Origin of the sequence: Rahnella sp. R3(2024) (assembly GCF_042920125.1) — a bacterium.
Taxonomy (GTDB): domain Bacteria; phylum Pseudomonadota; class Gammaproteobacteria; order Enterobacterales; family Enterobacteriaceae; genus Rahnella; species Rahnella rivi.
Map to the genome: position 1 here is coordinate 1,422,050 of NZ_JBHGBU010000001.1, position 22,763 is coordinate 1,444,812.

The 22,763-nt window shown below is 51.6% G+C and carries 19 protein-coding genes and 4 tRNA genes; 3 read left to right on the forward strand and 20 right to left on the reverse strand.

The genetic code is table 11. The annotated features are described in order from the left end of the window. Positions 1-43: 43 nt before the first annotated feature. Entirely contained in the window at positions 44-1,405 is a 1,362-nt protein-coding gene (gene ffh / locus ABSH60_RS06355) for a signal recognition particle protein (RefSeq protein WP_056772787.1), read from the reverse strand. 164 nt (positions 1,406-1,569) lie between these two features. Here ffh and ABSH60_RS06360 point away from each other — a divergent pair, with 164 nt between their 5' ends. Together ABSH60_RS06360 and ABSH60_RS06365 are read left to right on the forward strand one after the other, a co-directional pair. Next, complete coding sequence (locus tag ABSH60_RS06360) at positions 1,570-2,361, forward strand: inner membrane protein YpjD (protein ID WP_056772789.1); 792 nt, start codon at positions 1,570-1,572, stop codon at positions 2,359-2,361. Positions 2,362-2,377: 16 nt separating this feature from the next. Next, positions 2,378-3,667: a CNNM domain-containing protein gene (locus tag ABSH60_RS06365; RefSeq protein WP_390973208.1), complete on the forward strand. Its 1,290-nt coding sequence runs from the start codon at positions 2,378-2,380 to the stop codon at positions 3,665-3,667. A 65-nt stretch (positions 3,668-3,732) separates the two neighbouring features. On the opposite strand, the gene luxS is transcribed toward ABSH60_RS06365, so the two are convergent. The 14 genes from luxS to mltB all read right to left on the reverse strand — a co-directional run bounded on the left by luxS (position 3,733) and on the right by mltB (position 15,131). After that, the gene (luxS, locus tag ABSH60_RS06370; RefSeq protein ID WP_056772793.1) at positions 3,733-4,248 is read right to left on the reverse strand and encodes an S-ribosylhomocysteine lyase; all 516 of its coding nucleotides are present in this window, start codon (positions 4,246-4,248) and stop codon (positions 3,733-3,735) included. Positions 4,249-4,405: 157 nt separating this feature from the next. Beyond that, positions 4,406-5,977: a glutamate--cysteine ligase gene (gshA, locus tag ABSH60_RS06375; protein WP_056772794.1), complete on the reverse strand. Its 1,572-nt coding sequence runs from the start codon at positions 5,975-5,977 to the stop codon at positions 4,406-4,408. 85 nt (positions 5,978-6,062) lie between these two features. Beyond that, positions 6,063-6,491 carry a YqaA family protein gene (locus ABSH60_RS06380; protein ID WP_056772797.1) on the reverse strand — a complete coding sequence of 143 codons (429 nt, stop codon included), beginning with the start codon at positions 6,489-6,491 and terminating at the stop codon, positions 6,063-6,065. Next, positions 6,488-7,054: a fructose-1-phosphate/6-phosphogluconate phosphatase gene (gene yqaB / locus ABSH60_RS06385; RefSeq protein ID WP_056772800.1), complete on the reverse strand. Its 567-nt coding sequence runs from the start codon at positions 7,052-7,054 to the stop codon at positions 6,488-6,490. Before yqaB ends, ABSH60_RS06380 begins: the two co-directional genes overlap by 4 nt. Positions 7,055-7,367: 313 nt before the next feature. Next, positions 7,368-7,444: transfer RNA gene (locus tag ABSH60_RS06390), tRNA-Arg, on the reverse strand. 53 nt (positions 7,445-7,497) lie between these two features. Next, positions 7,498-7,574: transfer RNA gene (locus ABSH60_RS06395), tRNA-Arg, on the reverse strand. A 111-nt stretch (positions 7,575-7,685) separates the two neighbouring features. After that, a tRNA-Arg gene (locus tag ABSH60_RS06400) sits at positions 7,686-7,762 on the reverse strand. An 8-nt stretch (positions 7,763-7,770) separates the two neighbouring features. Then, positions 7,771-7,863: transfer RNA gene (locus tag ABSH60_RS06405), tRNA-Ser, on the reverse strand. A 325-nt stretch (positions 7,864-8,188) separates the two neighbouring features. After that, the gene (gene csrA / locus ABSH60_RS06410) at positions 8,189-8,374 is read right to left on the reverse strand and encodes a carbon storage regulator CsrA (RefSeq protein WP_013574027.1); all 186 of its coding nucleotides are present in this window, start codon (positions 8,372-8,374) and stop codon (positions 8,189-8,191) included. A gap of 255 nt (positions 8,375-8,629) precedes the next feature. After that, positions 8,630-11,257, reverse strand: coding sequence for an alanine--tRNA ligase (alaS, locus tag ABSH60_RS06415; protein ID WP_390973211.1), 2,628 nt, complete (start codon positions 11,255-11,257; stop codon positions 8,630-8,632). Positions 11,258-11,395: 138 nt separating this feature from the next. Next, positions 11,396-11,962: a recombination regulator RecX gene (gene recX / locus ABSH60_RS06420; protein WP_056773067.1), complete on the reverse strand. Its 567-nt coding sequence runs from the start codon at positions 11,960-11,962 to the stop codon at positions 11,396-11,398. A gap of 240 nt (positions 11,963-12,202) precedes the next feature. Continuing rightward, on the reverse strand, positions 12,203-13,267 hold the full coding sequence (gene recA, locus ABSH60_RS06425; protein WP_056772804.1) for a recombinase RecA: 1,065 nt from the start codon (positions 13,265-13,267) through the stop codon (positions 12,203-12,205). Positions 13,268-13,374: 107 nt separating this feature from the next. Beyond that, on the reverse strand, positions 13,375-13,869 hold the full coding sequence (gene pncC / locus ABSH60_RS06430; protein WP_390973213.1) for a nicotinamide-nucleotide amidase: 495 nt from the start codon (positions 13,867-13,869) through the stop codon (positions 13,375-13,377). Between the two features lie 158 nt (positions 13,870-14,027). Next, a complete protein-coding gene (gene mltB / locus ABSH60_RS06435; protein ID WP_056772808.1) occupies positions 14,028-15,131 on the reverse strand; it encodes a lytic murein transglycosylase B in 1,104 nt (367 codons plus the stop codon). A gap of 261 nt (positions 15,132-15,392) precedes the next feature. On the opposite strand from mltB, the gene mutS reads away from it, so the two are divergent. Next, complete coding sequence (gene mutS / locus ABSH60_RS06440; RefSeq protein WP_390973215.1) at positions 15,393-17,939, forward strand: DNA mismatch repair protein MutS; 2,547 nt, start codon at positions 15,393-15,395, stop codon at positions 17,937-17,939. A 118-nt stretch (positions 17,940-18,057) separates the two neighbouring features. Here mutS and rpoS read toward each other — a convergent pair whose 3' ends face one another. From rpoS to truD, 5 genes are all read right to left on the reverse strand, one after another. Further along, positions 18,058-19,044 carry an RNA polymerase sigma factor RpoS gene (rpoS, locus tag ABSH60_RS06445; protein WP_056772811.1) on the reverse strand — a complete coding sequence of 329 codons (987 nt, stop codon included), beginning with the start codon at positions 19,042-19,044 and terminating at the stop codon, positions 18,058-18,060. Between the two features lie 51 nt (positions 19,045-19,095). Further along, positions 19,096-20,106: a murein hydrolase activator NlpD gene (nlpD, locus tag ABSH60_RS06450; RefSeq protein ID WP_122096431.1), complete on the reverse strand. Its 1,011-nt coding sequence runs from the start codon at positions 20,104-20,106 to the stop codon at positions 19,096-19,098. 231 nt (positions 20,107-20,337) lie between these two features. Continuing rightward, on the reverse strand, positions 20,338-20,964 hold the full coding sequence (locus ABSH60_RS06455; protein ID WP_056772817.1) for a protein-L-isoaspartate(D-aspartate) O-methyltransferase: 627 nt from the start codon (positions 20,962-20,964) through the stop codon (positions 20,338-20,340). After that, positions 20,954-21,718, reverse strand: coding sequence for a 5'/3'-nucleotidase SurE (gene surE, locus ABSH60_RS06460; RefSeq protein ID WP_122096432.1), 765 nt, complete (start codon positions 21,716-21,718; stop codon positions 20,954-20,956). Before surE ends, ABSH60_RS06455 begins: the two co-directional genes overlap by 11 nt. After that, the gene (gene truD, locus ABSH60_RS06465) at positions 21,699-22,745 is read right to left on the reverse strand and encodes a tRNA pseudouridine(13) synthase TruD (protein ID WP_390975703.1); all 1,047 of its coding nucleotides are present in this window, start codon (positions 22,743-22,745) and stop codon (positions 21,699-21,701) included. The genes surE and truD overlap by 20 nt, the downstream gene beginning before the upstream one ends. Positions 22,746-22,763 lie beyond the last annotated feature (18 nt).

The window sequence follows — 22,763 nt, forward strand, 5'->3', positions numbered from 1 at the left end:
TTTGGGGCCGTTTATGTGGCTGATAAATAGCCAGTGTTGTCGATTAGCGGCCTGGGAAACCTGGTGGCATCATACCCTTCATGCCACGCATCATTTTCGCCATACCGCCATTCTTCATTTTCTTCATCATGCGCTGCATATCGTCAAACTGCTTGAGTAAGCGGTTAACATCCTGCACCTGCATGCCGGAACCCAGCGCGATACGACGCTTGCGGGAACCTTTAATAATTTCGGGCTTAGCGCGCTCTTTCATCGTCATCGAATTGATGATCGCTTCCATTCGCACCAGTACCTTATCGTCCATCTGAGATTTGACGTTGTCTGGCAGTTGGCCAACACCCGGCAATTTACTCATCATACTCGCCATACCGCCCATATTGCGCATTTGCTTGAGCTGATCGAGGAAGTCGGTCAGATCGAAACCGTCGCCCTTCTTGAGCTTGTTGGCCAGTTTTTCAGCCTGTGCGCGGTCGACTTTACTCTCAATGTCTTCGATAAGAGAGAGAACGTCGCCCATACCCAAAATACGTGAAGCGATACGATCAGGGTGGAACGGCTCAAGGGCATCGTTTTTTTCACCCATACCCAGGAATTTAATCGGCTTGCCGGTGATGTGGCGAATCGACAACGCGGCACCACCGCGCGCGTCACCATCCACTTTCGTCAGGATCACACCGGTAAGTGGCAGCGCTTCGTTAAAGGCTTTTGCCGTATTTGCGGCATCCTGACCGGTCATGGCATCGACAACAAACAGGGTTTCAACCGGATTAATCGCGGCGTGAACCTGTTTGATTTCGTCCATCATCGCTTCGTCAACGTGTAAACGACCCGCGGTATCGACAATCAGGACATCATAAAATTTCAGTTTGGCTTGCTGAAGCGCACGGCGAACGATATCGACCGGTTTTTCCTGTACATCTGACGGAAAGAAATCCACTTCAACTTGCTGCGCCAGGGTTTCAAGCTGTTTGATTGCCGCAGGGCGATACACGTCAGCAGACACCACCAGCACTTTTTTCTTTTTCTTCTCTTTCAGGAATTTCGCCAGTTTACCGACGCTGGTCGTTTTACCGGCACCTTGTAAACCTGCCATCAGCACGACAGCCGGTGGCTGTGCCGCTAAATTGAGCTCGGTATTCGCCTCGCCCATCGCGTTTTCCAGCTCTTTCTGGACAATTTTGACGAATTCCTGACCCGGTGTAAGACTTTTATTGACCTCATGGCCAACAGCACTCTCTTTCACCCGGTTGATGAAGTCACGAACGACTGGCAGCGCAACGTCAGCTTCCAGTAACGCCATGCGAACTTCACGCAACGTCTCTTTGATATTTTCTTCGGTCAGCCGCCCGCGGCCGCTGATATTGCGCAGTGTGCGCGACAATCGATCGCTTAAATTCTCAAACATCGTCTCTTGCTCAACGTAATGACAGGCCGCTTTTGCGACGTAATTGCGGGATTATAACACGAAGCGAGGACGATCTCTGCTTTGGTATCTCAGATAGGTTGGAGCGTGACGCGGGTAACGTTATACTGCGATTCTCATTCACTTTTCGATGCCATTGAAACGCTATGTCAGTTTTCGCTCTCGTCGCCATGTTGGCCTATCTGTTCAGCCTCGCACTGATCATTCCGAGCATCATCCGGAAGAACAGCGCATACCGACGTCTGGCACTGATTTCCGTGGTCGTCGCGCTGGTCTGCCATGCGGTCGCCCTGCAACAGCGTATTTTCGATGTCAGCACCGGCCAGAACCTGAGCCTGGTGAATATTGGTTCCGTCGTGAGTTTAATTATTGGCACGGTGATGACCATTGTCGCCTCGCGCAACCGCGGCTGGTTTGTTCTGCCTATTGTGTATAGTTTTTCGCTGATCAATCTGGCGTTCGTCACCTTCCTGCCGGGCGAGTTCATTACGCATCTTGAGGAAAGTAAAGGTTTACTGGTCCATATTGGCCTGGCGCTTTTCTCCTATGCGACACTGATGATTGCCGCGCTATATGCACTGCAGCTGGCATGGCTTGATTATCAGCTGAAGAATAAACGTCTGACATTTACCGCTGATATGCCGCCGCTGATGAGCATCGAGCGGAAACTTTTTCACATCACCCAGATTGGCGTCATTTTACTGACGCTGACGCTGTGCACCGGATTGCTGTATCTGAATAACCTGTTCAGCCCGGAAAATATCGATAAGGCCGTTTTGTCGATACTCGCATGGTTCGTTTATATCGTCCTGCTTTGGGGCCATTATCACGAAGGCTGGCGTGGCCGCCGCGTGGTATGGTTCAGCATGGCGGGCGCCATCCTGCTCACTCTCGCCTATTTTGGCAGCCGCCTGATCCAGCAAATCATGGTTCATTAATTAAAAGGAATACCCGTTGGAGCACGTCTCGACAACAACCCTGATCATCACACTGATCATCATGGTGGTGGTTTCGGCTTATTTTTCAGCCTCCGAAACCGGTATGATGACACTCAACCGTTACCGGTTACGTCACCTTGCCAAACAAGGTAACCGGGGTGCGCGTCGCGTCGAAAAGCTGTTAAAACGCCCGGATCAGCTTATAAGCCTCGTACTTATCGGCAACAACCTGGTCAACATCCTTGCTTCCGCTCTGGCAACCATTGTGGGCATCCGTTTGTATGGCGATGCCGGTGTGGCCATTGCGACCGGCGTGCTGACCTTCGTGGTGCTGCTGTTTGCTGAAGTGCTGCCGAAAACCTTCGCCGCGCTTAACCCGGAACGCATCGCTTTTCCAAGCAGTCTGTTGTTGCGTCCTCTGCAGACCATCATGATGCCGTTAGTGTGGATCCTGAACAACCTTTCACGTCTGCTGATGAGAATGTGCGGTGTCAAAACCAACACCAGCCTCAGCGATGCGATGAGTAAAGAAGAGCTGAGAACCATCGTGAATGAATCGCGCTCGAACATCTCCCGTCGCAATCAGGACATGCTGCTTTCAGTGCTGGATCTTGAGAAAGTCACGGTCGATGACATCATGGTGCCGCGCAATGAGATCGTCGGGATTGATATTAACGATGACTGGAAATCGATCATCCGCCAGCTGACGCACTCACCGCATGGCCGCATTATGCTTTACCGGGATTCACTCGACGATGCCATCGGCATGCTGCGCCTGCGTGAAGCTTATCGCCTGATGACGGAGCGGAAAGAGTTCACCAAAGAAAATCTGCTGCGCGCTGCCGATGAGATTTACTACATACCCGAAGGTACACCGCTCAATATTCAACTGGTGAAATTCCAGCGTAATAAGAAGAAAGTCGGGATTGTGGTCGATGAATATGGCGATATTCAGGGGCTGGTCACCGTCGAAGATATTCTTGAAGAGATTGTCGGTGATTTCACGACGTCGATGTCACCGACGCTGGCCGAAGAAGTGACGCCGCAAAGCGATGGTTCCGTGGTGATTGAAGGCAGTGCCAACGTTCGCGAGCTGAACAAAGCCTTTAACTGGACGCTGCCTGCCGACGGGCCGAGAACCATGAATGGTATGTTACTGGAGGTGCTGGAAGAGATCCCTAAAATCGGTACCAACTTACGCATTGAAGATTATGAAGTCGAAATTCTGGATGTGCAGGACAACATGATCAAACAAGTGCAGGTCCGTCCGTTGCATCCTTTACAGACCAGTGTAAACCAGCACTAACCCACTCAAATTCCAGACATAAAAAAGACGCGAATTTCGCGTCTTTTTTGCTTCCGCTGAACGAACTAGATGTGCAGTTCAGACAGTTTTTCTTTCGGCAGAGCCAGATCGTCATTACGGTTCACGACAACATCGTGATCGAGAATGTGCTGCGCGATTTCCTGCGCTTCTTTGAGAGAATGCATCTCGTAGGTACCGCACTGGTATTCGTTCAGCTCAGGGATCTGACGTTGTTCTTTTACTTTCAGAACATCCGCCATCGCCGCTTTCCAGGAATCAGCAACCAATTGCTCTTCAGGCACACCGATCAGGCTCATGTAGAAGCCGGTACGGCAACCCATCGGAGAAATATCGATGATCTCAACGCCATTTCCGTTCAGGTGATTACGCATGAAGCCTGCAAACAGGTGCTCCAGCGTGTGAATACCACGCTCTGGCATCACTTCAATGTTCGGGCGGCAAAAACGCAGGTCGAACACAGTGATGGTATCCCCGTGTGGGGTTTTCATGGTTTTTGCGACGCGAACAGCAGGTGCTGCCATACGGGTATGGTCTACGGTAAAGCTATCCAACAGTGGCATATCGTCACCTCTCCAAAATAAATTAAATTTTTTTACGAAATCAGGAAACCTTTTCCCAGCATGCAGGTCTTAATTAGTGAAAGACGCGCATTTGTTATCATCATCCCTGTAAACAGAGATGTTTATTTGGCCACATTAATTGTGGCCTTTTTCTTTTCTACTCTTCGGTACCGCCCGCGTGAGCGGCCAGATAGTCTTCTAAGCTTAGCTTGTCACCGGCTTCCATGTCGCGCTGACGTTGCCAGGAACCGTCCTGTTCTGCCAGTAACGCGCTTTCATCCAACACTTCCAGCGGTTCACTGATCAGCATCTGACGATATTTCTCGGCCAGTTCCAGTCCTAAATTACCCACGCCCTGCTGTTTCAATTCTTTCAGGATACGCGCGGAATAAGTCAGTTCCGGATCATCGAACGCCGCAACCAACTCTTTGCATACGTCCTGATAGAGATGGTCGCCATTTTGGCTATCCATCACCTGCGCGACCCGGTTTAAATCAGCGAACAAATCTTTGCCCACCTGAGCCAGCGGCTTACGGTCATCATTGCAGCCGATACCGATGGTCTGTCCGGGTTTACGCCCTTCAAGGATCACACGGTTCCAGTTTTGGCGCGTGCAAAGCAGCTCGTCGCTACTCATTTCCGGGGCATCGGCCAGGGCACACCATACCAAAAACAGATCGAGGAAACGCGCCTGCGTCGCATCAATACCGACCGGAGAGAACGGGTTAACGTCCAGCGATCGCACTTCAATGTACTCAATCCCGCTGCGCATCAGCGCATCAGAAGGTGTTTCACCTGATTTGGTGACGCGTTTAGGACGGATAGGCGCATAAAGCTCGTTCTCAATCTGTAACACATTCGTGTTCAGTTGCAGATACTTACCGTCTTTTTTCACACCCATCTCTGCATATTCTGCAGAAGGTGTGCGAATCGCTTTTTTAACGCCTTTAACGTAAGTCTCGAGATCGTTAAAGGTGATGCCCAGATTACTCTGCGATTTATTGGTATATCCTAAATCACTCAGGCGCAGCGACGTCGCATAGGGCAGATAACATAAGCCGCCCTCGGTATATTCGAAAGGCAGATCGGTTTTACGACCTTTAAGGAATGACGAACAGATCGCCGGCGATGCGCCAAACAGATACGGAATCACCCAGCCAAAACGGTAATAGTTACGGATCAGCTTAAAATAACCGGCTGAAATCGCTTCTTTACCGCTTTCGGTATCGGTCACGCCCAGACGCTCCTGCCAGAAGGACAGCGGCAGCGAGAAATTATAGTGAATGCCGGAAATCACCTGCATCAGCGCGCCATAACGATTTTTCAGGCCTTCGCGATACAATGTTTTCATGCGTCCTACGTTGGATGAACCGTACTGCGCCAGTTCAATATCCTGGCCGGAATCAATAAAACACGGCATGCTGAACGGCCACATGCGCTCTTCGCCGAGCTCACGGGCCACGTGACGATGAATGTCACGCAAAAATGCCATCAGATGATCAATATTGTCATCGACGGGGGTAATAAATTCTAATAAGGCTTCGGCAAAATCGGTGGTGATCCAGCGATGCGTCAGTGCCGCACCAAGAGATTCCGGATGGCCGGTTTTCGCTAATGAACCATCGGGATTAACACGCAGCGTTTCACGCTCAATACCGCGACGAATACCTTTTAATGCCTGAGGATGGGCTTCCAGCCAGGAAAGCGCCTGTGATACATCCGGGATCAAATTGACCTCCCGCTCTCTGAACTCATTGATTTGCAAGCAAAGCGTGTCTGCATAGATGTGACCATAATTGATGACTGATGCCAATCTAACTGAACCATGAAAGCCCCTGTAGCGTTACCACCGTAATAAAAACGTAACGCACTGCTTTTCCAATCAACATGAAAAAGACCACTGAGCCCCACGGCATTCGCAGCCAACCTGCTAATACGCATAACACATCACCAATCACCGGTAACCAGCTCAGCAACAAGGCGGCCGGTCCAAAGCGTTTCAGCCAGCCTTCAGCAACCTGTAGCCCACGTTGAGGCTTAAGCTGCGGCAAGAAACGTCCGATGATGACGTTGGTTATGCCACCTAAGGTATTGCCAACAGATGCAGACAAAACCAGTGCCGCCGGCATTGCACTGCCAGCTGACAATAAAGCCACTAATAATACTTCTGAGTTGCCTGGTAACAACGTGGCACTTAAAAAGCTACTGCCAAATAAGGACGCCAGCGCTACGGCGCTACTCACAACGTACGCACATCCACAAAAGCCATATTGGCGCGTTTCGCCGCCTCAATACCAAAATCGGCGTCTTCGAACACAACGCATTTTTCAGGAGGCACGCCGATGAGTTCAGCGCAGCGCAAAAATGTATCTGGTGCGGGTTTATGGTTCTGCACGTCATTCGCGCCGACGATGGCATCAAAGCAATCGCGTAACCCCAAATGACGCAACAGAGCATCCGCCATCCAGTGTTCACTGCCCGTTCCTACAGCCATCGGACGTCGACCACGGTAGGCCTTAACGACATCAATCAGAGGCAGCGGACGAACGGTATCGAGTAACATTTCCTGTACCGCGGCGGTTTTCTCAGCGGCAAGAAGATGAGGGTCCATCTCAACATGATTACTGTCGATAACAAACTTGGCGATGCGCCATGTCGGGGAACCATTCAGGGCAACCATGGATTCGACATCGTACTGCATACTGTATTTGGTTAATACCTGATGCCATGCCTTACGGTGCGTAGGCTCGGTATCCAATATGGTGCCATCCATATCAAATATTAGCCCTTCGTATCGATCGTACATCGAATGCTCCATGCTCACGAAAAAAACGGGAAAACTACTTTATCGCAAAGTCTGCCGAAAGTCGCATTTTGTCCGTTCACAGAGCACATCCGAACACGTTGAAAAAATCAGGGAAATGAAGTGGAAAACGCAGAGATGAAACGCAGAAAGCAAAAAACCCGCCGAAGCGGGTTTCTCTGACAGGCGACACCCAGGAAGATATTGGCAAGGGCTTGCCCTGCAGGCCGTTGCTAAAGCAACGTTATCTTTCTTCGTGCTACCTTCATGCCGGAGGACCTTATGTGAAAATGGTCGCTGCAACATGTTTGGAATATGGTGCACCCAGGAAGATTCGAACTTCCGACCGCTCGGTTCGTAGCCGAGTACTCTATCCAGCTGAGCTATGGGTGCAAAGTGTGGTTACTACAGATTTTATTCGATGCGGGAAAAGCAGAGATAAAGAATGGTGCACCCAGGAAGATTCGAACTTCCGACCGCTCGGTTCGTAGCCGAGTACTCTATCCAGCTGAGCTATGGGTGCATTTTGATTCTTACTGCAGATTTTACCCAACCATTTTTCCGTACTACATCAGCGTTAGCTTCTGCCCATCACGCTCATTTGATTGCAAATCAACATACGCTTTGGAAAGTATGGTGCACCCAGGAAGATTCGAACTTCCGACCGCTCGGTTCGTAGCCGAGTACTCTATCCAGCTGAGCTATGGGTGCATTTTAAATGGCGGTGAGGCGGGGATTCGAACCCCGGATGCAGCTTTTGACCGCATACTCCCTTAGCAGGGGAGCGCCTTCAGCCTCTCGGCCACCTCACCATACGCCTCTTGCGAGTGTGCTGACTAACTTTGTTCAAGCTCATCGGCACTGCGTGGCGCACATATTACTTTCTGGCCCTTATAAGTCAAACCCTTTTTTCCACACAATCACTCGTTTGGACATTTCACGCGCAACCTGCACAGTTTGAAGGCAAAAAAGAGGGCAAAACGCATAAAAACCACGTTCTTTTTTACGCAAAGGGGATCACAGAGCAGCGCTCGTAAAGAATGAAACAGATAAAAATACAGAGAAAGTCAGGCAGGAAAATCAGAAATACGCAGAAAAGAGGATCAGCGCCTCGCCGTCAGCGAGACGCCTCGTAAATCAGTAACTCGTCTGTTGAGATTTTTCAGCCTGAATACGCTGATAGATCTCTTCACGGTGAACGGAAACCTCTTTTGGCGCATTCACACCAATACGTACCTGATTACCTTTAACACCTAAAACGGTAACAGTAACCTCATCGCCAATCATGAGGGTTTCACCAACTCGGCGAGTTAGAATCAGCATTCTTTGCTCCTTGAATAATTAAAAGAGTCGGGTCTCTCAGTTTCCCGGCCATTATCGATCATAAGCGGGTAAAACGTAAGCCATGACCCTTACATTAACTGTAAGCGGCCTGCAACTTCAGCCATGAGTACTTTTAGTTTAGCTGAAATCAACGTTGTCGCGACCTTGCCGCGAAGCCTACCCCACCATTAAGACTGAAAACGCCATATTGCACAATACATTATGGCGCTTTCCAGGTTAGCGATTTATTTCTTCTTACAGCTTGGATTCCACCCAGGCTTCTACGGTAGCCAGGGCTGCCGGTAAAGCCTGAACATCGCTTCCCCCTGCTTGTGCCATGTCAGGACGACCACCGCCCTTGCCGCCCACCTGCTGGGCAACAGAAGCAATCAGATCCCCCGCTTTGACACGGTCAGTCAGATCTTTTGTGACACCGGCAATCAGGCTGACTTTATCGTCAGCGATGGTTGCCAGAACAATGATCACTGAACCTAACTGGTTTTTCAGATCATCAACCATCGTACGCAGAATTTTAGGCTCTACATTATCCAGTTGACGAACTAACAGCTTAACGCCTTTCACTTCTTTGGTCTGGCCCGACAGAGATGCGCTTTCCTGCGCAGCCTGCTGGCCTTTCACTTGCTGAAGTTCTTTTTCCAGCACGCGCGAACGTTCGATCAGGGATCGGATCTTATCCGTAATACTGTTGACATCACCTTTTACCAGATGTGCGACATCTTGCAGCAAATCACTTTGCTGATGCAGTGCATTGATCGCATTCTCACCCGTGATCCCTTCGATACGACGAATGCCTGCCGCAGTACCCGATTCGCTCTGGATACGGAACAGGCCAATATCGCCGGTACGGCTGGCGTGAGTTCCGCCACACAGTTCTGTGGAGAAATCGCCCATGCTCAAGACACGGACGCTGTCTTCGTATTTTTCACCAAACAGTGCCATTGCACCTTTTGCTTTGGCTTCGTCCAAATCCATGATGGTGGTCTGGATAGGCAGATTACGACGAATTTGCGCATTCACCAGATCTTCAACCTGACGAATTTCTTCAGGCTTCATGGCTTCAAAATGTGAGAAGTCGAAACGCAGATAGTTATCGTTAACCAGTGACCCTTTCTGTGCGACGTGTTTACCCAGCACCTGACGCAATGCTGCGTGCAGTAAGTGAGTGGCTGAGTGGTTCAGACGGATACGGTCACGACGAGCCACATCCACTTCAGCGTCAACGCTGTCGCCAACGCTAAGCTTACCGGCATTCAGGGAACCCTGATGACCAATCGCTTTGCCGTATTTCTGGGTATCGGAAACAGAGAAGACACCAGCTGACGTTTTCAGGATGCCTTTATCCCCCACCTGTCCACCGGATTCACCATAAAATGGCGTGTCATCCAGCACCACGATGGCATTATCACCCGCCTGAATCTCGTTCACTGACTGACCGTCGATAAACAATGCCACCACTTTGGAATGGCGTTGCAGATGTTCGTATCCGGAGAACTGAGTCACACCGTCCACACGAACCATGCTGTTGTAGTCTGCGCTGAAACCGCTGGACTCACGAGCACGGCGACGCTGAACTTCCATCGCTTTCTCAAAACCGGCTTCATCGACTTTCAGATTACGCTCGCGGCAAACATCGGCAGTCAGATCCAGCGGGAAACCGAAGGTGTCGTACAGACGGAAAGCAATTTCACCGTCCAGGGTGTCACCCGTCATTGCGGACAGTTCATCGTCCAGCAATGCCAGACCACGTTCCAGCGTGCGGGCAAACTGCTCTTCTTCAGTTTTCAGCAATTGTTCAACCATTGCCTGCTGTTCTTTCAGTTCCGCAGCCGCCGGGCCCATCACGTCGATCAGTGGGGCAACCAGTTTGAAGAAGAAAGTATCTTTGGCGCCCAGCATGTTGCCGTGACGGATCGCACGACGAATGATACGACGCAGCACATAGCCACGGTTTTCATTCGATGGGATCACACCGTCAGCGATCAGGAATGCGCACGAACGAATATGGTCGGCGATAACACGCAGGGATTTGCTGGTCAGATCGGTAGCGCCGGTCACTTCTGCCACGGCGGCGATCAGTTTCTGGAATAAATCGATGTCATAGTTTGAGTTCACATGCTGCATAACAGCGGTGATGCGCTCAAGCCCCATCCCGGTATCTACGGACGGTTTTGGCAATGGCAGCATCGTGCCGTCAGACTGACGGTTGAACTGCATGAACACGATGTTCCAGATTTCGATATAACGGTCGCCATCTTCTTCGGCTGAACCCGGAGGACCACCCCAGATGTGATCGCCATGATCAAAGAATATTTCAGTACAAGGGCCGCAAGGGCCGGTGTCGCCCATTTGCCAGAAGTTGTCAGAGGCGAAAGCACCACCTTTATTATCGCCAATGCGGATAATACGTTCTTTAGGAACGCCAACTTCTTTTTCCCAGATTTCAAAGGCTTCGTCATCTGTCTCATAGACAGTGACCCACAATTTTTCTTTCGGCAGGTTGAACCAGTTTTCGCCGGTCAGTAATTCCCAGGCGTAGTTGATTGCATCATGCTTGAAGTAATCACCGAAGCTGAAGTTGCCCAGCATTTCGAAGAAAGTGTGATGACGAGCGGTATAACCGACGTTTTCGAGATCGTTGTGTTTACCGCCCGCGCGTACGCAGCGTTGAGACGTGGTGGCACGGCTGTAATCGCGTTTATCCAGACCGAGGAAAACGTCTTTGAATTGGTTCATCCCGGCATTGGTAAACAACAGTGTCGGATCGTTTGTCGGGACAAGCGAACTGCTTGAAACAACGTTGTGTCCCTTGCTCTGGAAGAAATCGAGAAACGCTTGACGGATCTCAGCGGTGCTCTTGCTCATAAATATCCCGGAATCATGCTGGAAGAACGGCTCTTGAGCCGGATCACGCTGCATACGGCAGCAATCTGTACAGCTCACGAACGAAAAAGTGCGGATAAGATAAAATTTCTGCGCGGGGAAGTAAAATCCCGTATGCGGTCAATCGTCAAAATCGCGATAAATAGACTGTATTTCTTCCTGAAAGAAGCCGCGATAGAGTAAATAACGCAGAACTTTTGATTTTTCTTTCCAGTCTGTAGGTAAATTCTCACCAAATTTTCTGACCGCAATCTCACGCGCCAGAATGCACCAGTCGACCTCAGTATTCTCCAGAGCCGTGGTAATGATTTCTTTATCGACACCTTTTTGCATTAATTCTGAACGGATACGCTGAGCGCCATAACCTTTGTTACTGCGCCCTGAAATATACCGGTCGGCAAATTTGGCATCATCCAGCCACTGGTGCTGATAGCAATAGTCGATAACGGCCTGAACATGCTCTTCAGGGATCTCCTCAGGTACCGGACGTGGCTCCGGTTTAGCTCTTACGATGTCTTCTTCGGCGAACTCATTTTGCGCCTGCTTCTTACGCGATGACCAACTGCTTTTCTTATTCTGCGGTTTAACAAAAGGCATCGGGGGAATGAGCAACTTGCGGCGCAATTCTGTTTCACCATGATCGCGCTGAGCAAGCAGACGCATGGCACGGCTAATCAGTGTGTTGATTTTGGCTGCATCGCCGTCTTTTTTCTGTGGTTCAAACAGGCCAGAATCACTGTTTTGCGCGACTTCTTCGAGCAGCTTTTTCAGATCGATGGTTTTTTCATTTGGTGTTTTTTCACCAGGCATAAGGTTTCCCCTGATATGCAAAATGCCAGTCTGGAAACCAGACTGGCATTTTAGCGACTTTTGAAGATGACGGGCAAAACCCAATCATTCAAATGTCTTTGTCAGACAACCACGAAATTAAAACTCTTCGCTGGTTTCCATATCGTCGTCTGCGACTTCTGCAGTCGTAGCAGCGGTCAGTTCACCCGTGCCACTCAGCAGCATGTCACGCAGTTTTTTATCCAGTTCAGCGGCAATTTTCGGATTTTCTTTCAGATAGTTACAGGAGTTAGATTTACCCTGACCAATCTTTTCACCGTTGTAGCTGTACCATGCGCCCGCTTTCTCGACCAGTTTGTGCTTAACGCCCAGGTCAATCAGTTCGCCATTAATGTTGATACCTTCGCCGTATAAAATCTGGAATTCAGCTTGTTTGAACGGTGCAGCAATTTTGTTCTTCACGACTTTGACGCGCGTTTCACTGCCTACTACCACATCGCCTTCTTTGATAGCGCCGATACGACGGATATCAAGACGGACAGAAGCGTAGAATTTCAGAGCGTTACCGCCGGTGGTGGTTTCCGGGTTACCGAACATCACACCGATTTTCATACGGATCTGGTTGATGAAGATCAGCAGAGTGTTGGCGTTTTTCAGGTTGCCTGCGAGTTTACGCATTGCCTGGCTCATCATACGTGCCGCGAGGCCCATGTGAGAGTCACCGATTTCACCTTCGATTTCTGCTTTAGGTGTCAGTGCCGCAACGGAGTCAACGATGATAACGTCAACAGCGCCTGAACGGGTCAGCGCGTCACAAATCTCAAGAGCCTGTTCGCCGGTATCCGGCTGAGAACACAGCAGATTGTCGATATCCACGCCCAATTTTTTAGCGTAGATCGGATCCAGTGCATGTTCCGCATCGATGAAGGCACAGGTTTTGCCTTCGCGCTGTGCAGCGGCAATAACCTGAAGGGTCAGCGTTGTTTTACCGGAAGATTCCGGTCCGTAAATCTCAACGATACGGCCCATCGGCAAACCGCCAGCGCCCAATGCAATATCCAGGGACAAAGAGCCGGTAGAGATCGTTTCAACGTCCATGGAGCGATCTTCACCCAGACGCATGATGGAGCCTTTACCGAATTGCTTTTCAATCTGGCCCAGTGCTGCAGCTAACGCTTTTTGCTTGTTCTCATCAATAGCCATTTCTACTCCTCGTCTGATGCAGGGGAACATCCCGCCCACATCACTGAATATAATTTATGAACAGGTAATTGGCAGTAATTATACTGTATGCTCATACAGTATCAAGCCTAATTTTGCAGAAACTCAAACAATGCTGTTTGTAGCGAAAAAACAGCAGCTTGCAAACGTACAGCGTCGCGATCGCCAGAAAACTGCTGTTTTGCCGCCACGATCCGGCCATCTTTACCGGCAAAACCAAACCACACTGTGCCGACCGGTTTTTCCTGCGAGCCACCATCAGGCCCGGCAATACCGCTGACTGCCAGAGCGATATCCGCTCCCGCAGCATGCAACACACCCTGCGCCATTTCGCGCACGACCTGTTCACTTACGGCGCCATACTGTTCGAGCGTACTCTCGGAAACCCCCAGCAGTTCGTGCTTGGCAGCGTTGCTGTAAGTCACAAACCCGCGGTCAAACCAGGCAGAGCTGCCGGCAATGTCGGTAATGGCTTTAGCAATCCATCCCCCGGTGCACGATTCTGCACAGGTGATCCACAGGCCTTGTGCTTTCAGCTCGGCACCTATTTCTGCACTCAATTCATGCAAGCGATCTTCTTTCATATCCTCTCCCGGCGGGTCATCAGAATCTGTCCTGATGTTAGCACTTCTCTTTTGCTCTGCGAGTTCTGACGCTGCTTTTTGCGCGATGTATTCAGAATCAGAATTAAACGCAAAAACTAAGGCCGCACCGGGCGGCCTTCAGATGATAAAAACGGGCATTAGCGCGCTGCTTTCACCGCAACGCCCAGCTGCCACACCGCCATCGCATAATGCACGCTATGGTTGTAACGGGTGATGGTGTAGAAGTTAGGCAACCCGTACCAGTACTGGTAATTGGTGCCCATATCAAGGCGTAGCAGACTCGCTTCCTGATAGTTGCCGAGCGAGCCTAACGGGCTGAGTCCGGCCGCTTTCAATGTAAACAGCGGATATTTGGTTTTGAAACCATTCTCTAACAGGGGTGCCTGACCGGCTGCGGGAACCGCAATCGGTGCGCCTTTCGTCCAGCCATGTGCTTTAAAGTAATTAGCCACGCTGCCGATGGCGTCGACGGGATCCCACAGATTCGCGTGTCCGTCGCCGTTAAAGTCCACGGCGTAGTCTCTGTAGGAGGATGGCATAAACTGTCCATACCCCATCGCGCCTGCGAAGGAACCCCGCAGACTCAGCGGATCGTCACCTTCACGACGCGACATCAGCAGGAAGGTTTCCAGCTCACCGGAGAAGTATTCAGCCCGGCGCGGATACGCAAAGGAAAGTGTCGCCAGCGCATCAATAATGCGTGTTTTACCCATCACGCGGCCCCAGCGGGTTTCAACGCCGATAATACCGACAATGATTTCCGGTGGAACGCCGTAAATCTGCTCAGCGCGTTGCAGCGCATCCTGATATTGGTTCCAGAAAACCACACCATTCTGGACGTTATCCGGTGTAATGAATTTACTCCGATAACGGTTCCATGCTCCGTTCGGTACGGTCGATGGCCCGCCGGAAGGCGCCTGCTGATCCATCAGTCTCAGCACAAAACCCAGACGTTTGGTTTGCGCCAGCACGTCATGCAACTGCTGACGGTCGAATCCGTGTTCACGGACCATTTTATCAACAAACTGATTCATGGCCGGATCGTAAGCAAAGTCACCGTTCTGAACGGCACCGGTATGTTCAGCCTGCAACAGAAAACCGCCGCTGGGTGCCGTATTGGCACTCGCATTTCTTCCGTCAGAGAAAGGGTTGCGCGGGCCGTCAGGCTGAGCCGGAGGCTTATGACTGCTACATGCAGAAAGTGTAAAAACCAGGGGAAGAATGACTGCCAGGAGGCGCATCGGATGTCCGTAACCATGCAATAAAAGAGGTGACGACATGTTAGAGCATTATCAGAGCCGAAAAAACTGAAAATCAACGTCTTTACATGGATGCCGGATATTCACGTTTACCGTAAATTGCGTGACGTTACGCATCTTCAGTAAGCAACGTGGTTTTTTACCTCCACTCACGTTAGGATCCGTTGTAAAGTCGTTGCATCAGGCGCTGCGAGCCAACAGGATGAATAAAAATTGAATGAAATCAATAAAAAGCATAACACAATGAGCGGACTGGAAGCCCACACCCCGATGATGCAGCAATACCTGCGTCTTAAAGCAGAGAACCCGGAAGTTTTGCTGTTTTACCGTATGGGCGACTTTTACGAACTGTTTTATGACGATGCAAAACGTGCGTCACAGCTGATGGATATTTCGCTGACCAAACGCGGATCCTCTGCCGGTGAGCCGATCCCTATGGCGGGTGTGCCTTATCACGCGGTAGAAGGCTATCTGGCGAAACTGGTGCAGCTGGGTGAATCCGTCGCTATCGCAGAACAAATTGGCGATCCGGCACTAAGCAAAGGGCCGGTTGACCGAAAAGTAGTGCGCATCGTCACACCGGGTACGGTCAGTGATGAAGCATTACTCAGCGAGCGCCACGATAACCTGCTGGCGGCCATCTGGCAGGACGGGCGCGGTTTCGGCTATGCAACGCTGGACATCAGCTCCGGGCGTTTTCGCGTCGCCCAGCCGGACGATCTGGAAACAATGGCTGCTGAGTTACAACGCACCAATCCGGCAGAATTGCTCTATCCGGAAAGCTTTGAAGCCATGTCGCTTATTTCTTCCCGCCGCGGCCTGCGCCGTCGTCCTATGTGGGAGTTTGAGCTGGAAACGGCTAAGCAGCAGCTGAATCTGCAATTCGGTACCCGCGATTTGAGCGGTTTTGGCGTCGAGCAGGCGTCTCAGGCTCTGCGCGCTGCCGGTTGTCTGCTGCAGTATGTAAAAGATACCCAGCGCACCGCCCTGCCCCACATTCGCGGTGTGACCATGGAGCGCCAGCAGGATGGCATCATTATGGATGCGGCCACGCGCCGAAATCTTGAACTGACGCAAAACCTGGCCGGTGGGGTGGAGAACACCCTCGCAGCGGTGCTGGATCAGGCCGTGACGCCGATGGGCAGCCGTATGCTCAAACGCTGGATCCACATGCCGAGCCGCGACATCCGGCTGCTGACAAACCGTCAGCAGACCATCAGTGCGTTGCAGGATATCACGGCGGACTTACAGCCCGTTCTGCGTCAGGTCGGCGATCTGGAACGTATTCTGGCACGTCTCGCCCTGCGCAGCGCACGTCCGCGCGATCTGGCCCGTATGCGACACGCTCTGCAGCAGTTGCCGGAAATTCGGGCAATCTTGCAGGAAACTCACGCTCAGCATGTTCAGACGCTGGTGGAGCAAACCGGAGACTTCACTGAACTGGTGGAACTGCTGGAACGCGCAGTGATCGAAAGTCCTCCGGTGCTGGTTCGTGATGGTGGCGTGATTGCACCGGGCTACAATGCTGAACTGGACGAATGGCGTGCGCTGGCCGACGGGGCAACAGATTATCTCGATCGCCTCGAAATCCGCGAACGCGAAAAACTGGGGCTGGATACGCTGAAGGTCGGTTTTAATGGCGTTCACGGTTATTACATTCAGGTAAGCCGGGGTCAGAGCCATCTTGTGCCGATCCACTATGTCCGCCGCCAGACGTTAAAAAATGCCGAACGCTACATCATTCCTGAACTGAAAGAGTACGAAGATAAAGTTCTCACGTCTAAAGGCAAAGCACTGTCGCTGGAAAAAGCGCTGTACGAAGAGCTTTTTGATCTGCTGATGCCGCATCTGTTTGCTTTACAGCAAAGTGCCGGTGCGCTGGCTGAGCTGGACGTACTGAGCAATCTGGCGGAACGTGCCTATACGCTGAATTACGCCTGTCCGACCATGAGCGAGAAACCGGGGATCAACATCACCGGCGGACGTCACCCTGTCGTTGAACAGGTGCTCAGTGAACCCTTTATCTCCAACCCGCTGAACATGTCTCCGGCGCGACGTATGCTGATCATCACCGGCCCCAACATGGGCGGTAAAAGTACCTACATGCGTCAGGCGGCGCTGATCGTTCTGATGGCACATATTGGCAGCTACGTCCCCGCCGAGTCGGCAACGATTGGCCCTGTCGATCGCATCTTCACCCGCGTGGGGGCTGCGGACGATCTGGCGTCAGGCCGTTCAACCTTCATGGTGGAAATGACCGAAACGGCTAATATCCTGCATAACGCCACTGAAAACAGTCTTGTGCTGATGGATGAAATCGGGCGCGGTACCTCTACTTACGACGGCCTGTCATTGGCCTGGGCATGTGCCGAGAATCTGGCCAGTCGCATAAAAGCCATGACGCTGTTCGCCACCCATTACTTCGAGCTGACCACGCTGCCGGAAAAAATGGAAGGCACGGTGAATGTTCATCTGGATGCCATCGAACATGGCGATACCATTGCCTTTATGCACAGCGTGCAGGACGGTGCGGCAAGTAAAAGCTATGGCCTGGCCGTAGCCGCACTGGCCGGTGTCCCGCGCGATGTGATTAAGCGTGCACGCCAAAAACTGAAAGAGCTGGAAACGTTATCTAATAACGCCGCCGCCAGCAAAGTGGATGGCCCGCAACTGACGCTGCTGACGGAGGAAGTCTCACCGGCAGTTGAAGCGCTGGAAGCCCTTGATGTGGATTCGTTATCACCACGGCAGGCGCTGGAATGGATTTATCGTTTGAAAGAGTTGGTGTAGAACCGGCAGAACGCCAATGAAATGACAGAAATAAAAAACGGCGGAGATTAACCCGCCGTTTTTTTGATGCAAAATCTGATGCTGTATTGCCTAAAAAGTAAATGATTCGCCGAACGAATTACTCACGGAACAAAGCTTCGATGCTCAGCCCCTGTCCCTGCAAAATCTCACGCAGGCGACGCAAACCTTCTACCTGAATCTGACGAACACGTTCACGTGTCAGGCCAATTTCGCGACCTACATCTTCCAGCGTCGCAGCTTCATAACCTAACAGGCCGAAACGACGCGCCAGCACTTCACGCTGTTTTGCATTCAACTCGAATAACCACTTCACGATACTCTGTTTCATATCGTCGTCTTGCGTGGTGTCTTCCGGGCCGTTGTCTTTCTCATCCGCCAGAATGTCTAACAGCGCTTTCTCCGAGTCACCACCCAACGGGGTATCAACAGAGGTAATACGCTCATTCAGGCGCAACATACGGCTGACGTCATGTACCGGCTTGTCGAGTTGCTCTGCAATCTCTTCAGCGCTCGGCTCATGGTCAAGTTTATGCGCAAGTTCACGTGCAGTACGCAGGTAAACGTTCAGTTCCTTCACGATGTGAATCGGCAAACGAATGGTACGGGTTTGATTCATGATCGCCCGTTCAATGGTCTGACGTATCCACCATGTCGCATAGGTAGAAAAACGGAATCCACGCTCAGGGTCAAATTTTTCAACCGCACGGATCAGACCCAGGTTACCTTCCTCGATCAAATCCAGCAGTGCCAGACCGCGATTGCTGTAGCGGCGGGCAATTTTAACCACCAAACGCAGGTTACTTTCAATCATACGGCGACGCGAAGGAACATCTCCACGCAGCGCACGTCTTGCAAAATAAACTTCCTCTTCTGCCGTAAGCAGAGGGGAATAACCGATCTCACCAAGGTACAGTTGAGTTGCGTCCAGCACTCGTTGGCTTACAGTCTGCGACAACAACTCTTCTTCAGCGTCGTTATCGGCAGTCTCTTCGACTGTGGCTTTCTCGTCAAAGGCTTCAGCGCTGTTCTCATCGAAATCTACATCATCATGTAACTCGTTAACTTTCAGCGTATTCTGACTCATAAGCTGCTCCTACCCGTGGTCCCGAGGGCAGAATTTAAGACTCTGCCCGAGTTATCGCTGCGGAAGATAACGCAGCGGGTTTACGGATTTCCCCTTGTAACGAATTTCAAAATGCAATCTTACTGAACTGGTTCCGGTGCTACCCATAGTCGCTATTTTTTGTCCCGCCTGCACTTCTTGTTGTTCCCGGACCAGCATTGTATCGTTATGTGCATAGGCGCTCAGGTAATCATCATTGTGTTTGATGATGATTAGATTACCGTAACCGCGAAGAGCATTGCCTGCGTACACTACACGCCCCGAGGCGGTGGCGACGACAGACTGTCCGCGCGAACCTGCAATATCGATCCCCTTATTTCCCCCTTCAGAAGCAGAGAAATTATCGATAATTTTCCCGTCGGTCGGCCATTTCCATGTGGAAACCGGACCGCCATTATTTGCTGGAGTGGCGACGGGAGTGCTGGCTACGGCAACAGGTGTGGTTGTGGTAACTGCACCTGATGAAGGCAACATCTTACCTACATTCTGTTTACCAGAAGATTCAGAATACGTGGTAGTTGGTTGAGATGCAACCACAGAACCTGTGAGCATTCCGCCTGTCGGCACTTTAGGAACACCGCCAGAAGTTGCGTCTGTAGCGGCTAAAGTTCCCCCCGTGCTGGCAGCAGAAGAGACGTTATTTATCTGGATATTTTGGCCAACTTCCAGGCTGTATGGCGCGGCGATATTGTTACGCGCAGCAAGGTCCCGGAAGTCGTTGCCGGTGATCCAGGCGATGTAAAAAAGGGTGTCGCCACGCTTCACCTGATACGTGCTGCCACTGTAGCTGCCTTTAGGGATAGCGTTGTAGCTACGGTTGTACACAATGCGTCCACCGGGGGCGACCGCAGGAGCATTTGGCGTCGCTGAATTCGGAGTATTCTGACTACCACCGCCGCCGCCATTGACACTACTGATGGGTGCGGATGTGGTTGAATTGTTCGAACATCCCGCCATCCAGGCACTGATAAACGTACAGACCGCAATGCGGCTTAGTGTTTTTATTGGGCTTCCCGTGCTCATATTTCCCCCGTTACGGCAATCTCAGAATAACGCTTTAACCTCGCACACCGCGCCAGATGGCGCTTCTCGTATCATGTCATACCGTGCGGGCAGGCAACACGCCCACTCAGGTTAATTCCTGAATGCGCCGTGCCATAAAAAACTGTAGTGGATGCTATCAACATAGCCAGTACAGCACCATATAACAGTTGTATTTAAATTTTAAGGGGTTAGTCCTGCCGGATGTCTGAATCAGGCCAGTTCGCCTTTCACCAGCGGGACAAAGCGAACAGCTTCAATCGTCTCGGCAGTGAACTCATCACCGCGGCGGGTGATACGTTGCAGGATCTGATTCTCTTCGCCGACAGGCAGAATCATCACCCCGCCGTCATCGAGTTGTTTCAGCAGGTCTTGGGGAATTTCAGGAGGAGCAGCGGTGACAATGATGGCGTCGAACGGCCCACGCGAAGGCCAGCCCAGCCAGCCATCTCCGTGACGCGTTGAGACATTATGCAAATCAAGTTGCTTGAGGCGTCTTTTGGCCTGCCACTGCAACCCTTTAATCCGTTCAACCGAAAAGACATGCTCTACCAGATGGGCCAGAATCGCGGTCTGATAACCGGAGCCGGTGCCTATCTCAAGCACCCTCGAAGAAGGCTCAAGGCGCAGCAGTTCAGTCATTCTCGCCACGGTATAAGGCTGGGAGATGGTCTGGCCGGAGCCAATCGGCAGCGCTGTATTTTCATAGGCTTTATGCTGGAACGCCTCATCCACAAAGCGCTCACGCGGCACCGCCTCAATGGCATGCAGCAGTTTCTCATCATGAATGCCCTGCTGCCGCAACTGTTCCAGCAGGTTATACATTGGCTTATTCACCATTCGCGCTCACCCCGGCTCTTTCCAACCATGAGACTACGACATCCTGAGCCGCATAGGCGGTTAAATCTACCTGAAGAGGCGTGACTGAAACGTAACCTTGTGCAACAGCAGCAAAATCTGTGTCAGCGGCGACATCAAACTTATCGCCCGGCGGACCAATCCAGTACATATCCTGCCCGCGGGGATCCTGCTGACAAAATACCTTTTCGGCCGGATGTCGGCTACCACATCGGGTCACGCGGATGCCTTTGATCTCGGATAAAGGCAGATCAGGCACGTTAATATTCAGAATTTTGCCAGTACGTAATGGCTCGCGGGCCAGCGCCCTGAGAATGCGACAGGTGATGATAGCGGCGGTGTCATAATGCTGATGTCCGTCGAGTGATACCGCCAGCGCAGGAAAGCCCAGATGGCGCCCTTCCATGGCCGCCGCCACCGTACCGGAGTAGATCACGTCATCGCCAAGATTTGGCCCGGCATTAATACCCGATACCACGATGTCCGGACGCGGACGCATCAGGGTGTTCACACCGAGATACACGCAATCGGTGGGCGTGCCGTTAATCACGGCGGTATCGCCGTTGGGATAGGACTGAATGCGTAACGGGCCGTCCAGCGTCAGCGCATTGGATGCGCCGCTGCGGTTACGGTCAGGGGCCACCAGCTTCACATCAGCAAACTCACGCAGCGCGGACGCCAGCGCCTGAATGCCGGGAGCCAGAATACCGTCGTCGTTACTCAGTAATATCCGCATTGCTTTCATCCAGATTCATCAGCTCGCGCACGACGCTCGTGGCGTAACTGCCGGCCGGTAGCCAGAATTTGAGTTCCAGAGTGACGTCATCCCAGCGCTGCCAGTTCAGATGCAAAGGGAACAGCATGATGGCGCGACGTGCAGGCTCGACTCTTTCGCGTTTAAGTAACGACAGTAAATCAGCCTGTTCACTCAGGCAAGCCAGCTCAAATTTTTCAGCGTCTTCCAGCGTACCCAGCGGGCCATCTCCGGGCAAAGGCGCCGTCACCAGCAGCTCTGCGTTTTCCACGCGCGGTTGAATGGAGTCGAACTCGTCGGCCTTCGCGACAAACCAGCTGCCGCGACCGCTAAGTTGTAACGCATCGCCAGGCATTGCCTGACGAACGGTGTTATCAGCCAGTCGCTGACTGGCAATAATGTTGAACAAGGCACTGCGGCTGGCTGAAAGATAGAAACTGCGTTTGGCACGTTCTTTTGGCCGGGCTTCGTTAGTCGCCCAGCGTTTCGCCTGCACCAGATTATTGCCGCCGCGACCAAAGCGCTGAGTACCGAAATAGTTCGGCACGCCGCATTGGGTAATTTTTTCCAGACGCGCTTCAACATCGGCGATATCACTTATCTGACGAAGCACCAGCGTAAACGCGTTGCCTTTCAGTGTACCAATTCGCATCTTTTTACGATGGCGTGAGGCGCGGATCACTTCGCAACCTTCTAGATTGAACTGACTTAAATCAGGATCGGCTTTGCCCGGCAAATGCAGGCAAAACCACTGTTCAGTGACTGCATGACGATCTTTCAAACCGGCATAGCTGACATCACGCGGATGCACTTTGGCAAAACGCGCCAGCTGTTCGGCAACAAACTGTGTATTACAGCCGTTTTTGCGGATCCGCACTAACAGATGTTCACCCTCGTCGTCCGGCTCAAAGCCCAGATCTTCTTCGACAATAAAGTCTTCCGGATTGGCTTTCATCTGGCCGGTGGCGACGGGCTCGCCCAGTAACCAGGTGAGACGGGACATATCTATCATGCGGTAATCTTCCAC

What these genes read in the sequence shown, in the direction of transcription:
- ffh (WP_056772787.1), bottom strand. Translation starts at nt 1,405, where the DNA reads ATGTTTGAGAATTTAAGCGATCGATTGTCGCGCACACTGCGCAATATC.
- ABSH60_RS06360 (WP_056772789.1), top strand. Translation starts at nt 1,570, where the DNA reads ATGTCAGTTTTCGCTCTCGTCGCCATGTTGGCCTATCTGTTCAGCCTC.
- luxS (WP_056772793.1), bottom strand. Translation starts at nt 4,248, where the DNA reads ATGCCACTGTTGGATAGCTTTACCGTAGACCATACCCGTATGGCAGCA.
- yqaB (WP_056772800.1), bottom strand. Translation starts at nt 7,054, where the DNA reads ATGTACGATCGATACGAAGGGCTAATATTTGATATGGATGGCACCATA.
- csrA (WP_013574027.1), bottom strand. Translation starts at nt 8,374, where the DNA reads ATGCTGATTCTAACTCGCCGAGTTGGTGAAACCCTCATGATTGGCGAT.
- alaS (WP_390973211.1), bottom strand. Translation starts at nt 11,257, where the DNA reads ATGAGCAAGAGCACCGCTGAGATCCGTCAAGCGTTTCTCGATTTCTTC.
- recA (WP_056772804.1), bottom strand. Translation starts at nt 13,267, where the DNA reads ATGGCTATTGATGAGAACAAGCAAAAAGCGTTAGCTGCAGCACTGGGC.
- pncC (WP_390973213.1), bottom strand. Translation starts at nt 13,869, where the DNA reads ATGAAAGAAGATCGCTTGCATGAATTGAGTGCAGAAATAGGTGCCGAG.
- mltB (WP_056772808.1), bottom strand. Translation starts at nt 15,131, where the DNA reads ATGCGCCTCCTGGCAGTCATTCTTCCCCTGGTTTTTACACTTTCTGCA.
- mutS (WP_390973215.1), top strand. Translation starts at nt 15,393, where the DNA reads ATGAGCGGACTGGAAGCCCACACCCCGATGATGCAGCAATACCTGCGT.
- rpoS (WP_056772811.1), bottom strand. Translation starts at nt 19,044, where the DNA reads ATGAGTCAGAATACGCTGAAAGTTAACGAGTTACATGATGATGTAGAT.
- nlpD (WP_122096431.1), bottom strand. Translation starts at nt 20,106, where the DNA reads ATGAGCACGGGAAGCCCAATAAAAACACTAAGCCGCATTGCGGTCTGT.
- ABSH60_RS06455 (WP_056772817.1), bottom strand. Translation starts at nt 20,964, where the DNA reads ATGGTGAATAAGCCAATGTATAACCTGCTGGAACAGTTGCGGCAGCAG.
- surE (WP_122096432.1), bottom strand. Translation starts at nt 21,718, where the DNA reads ATGCGGATATTACTGAGTAACGACGACGGTATTCTGGCTCCCGGCATT.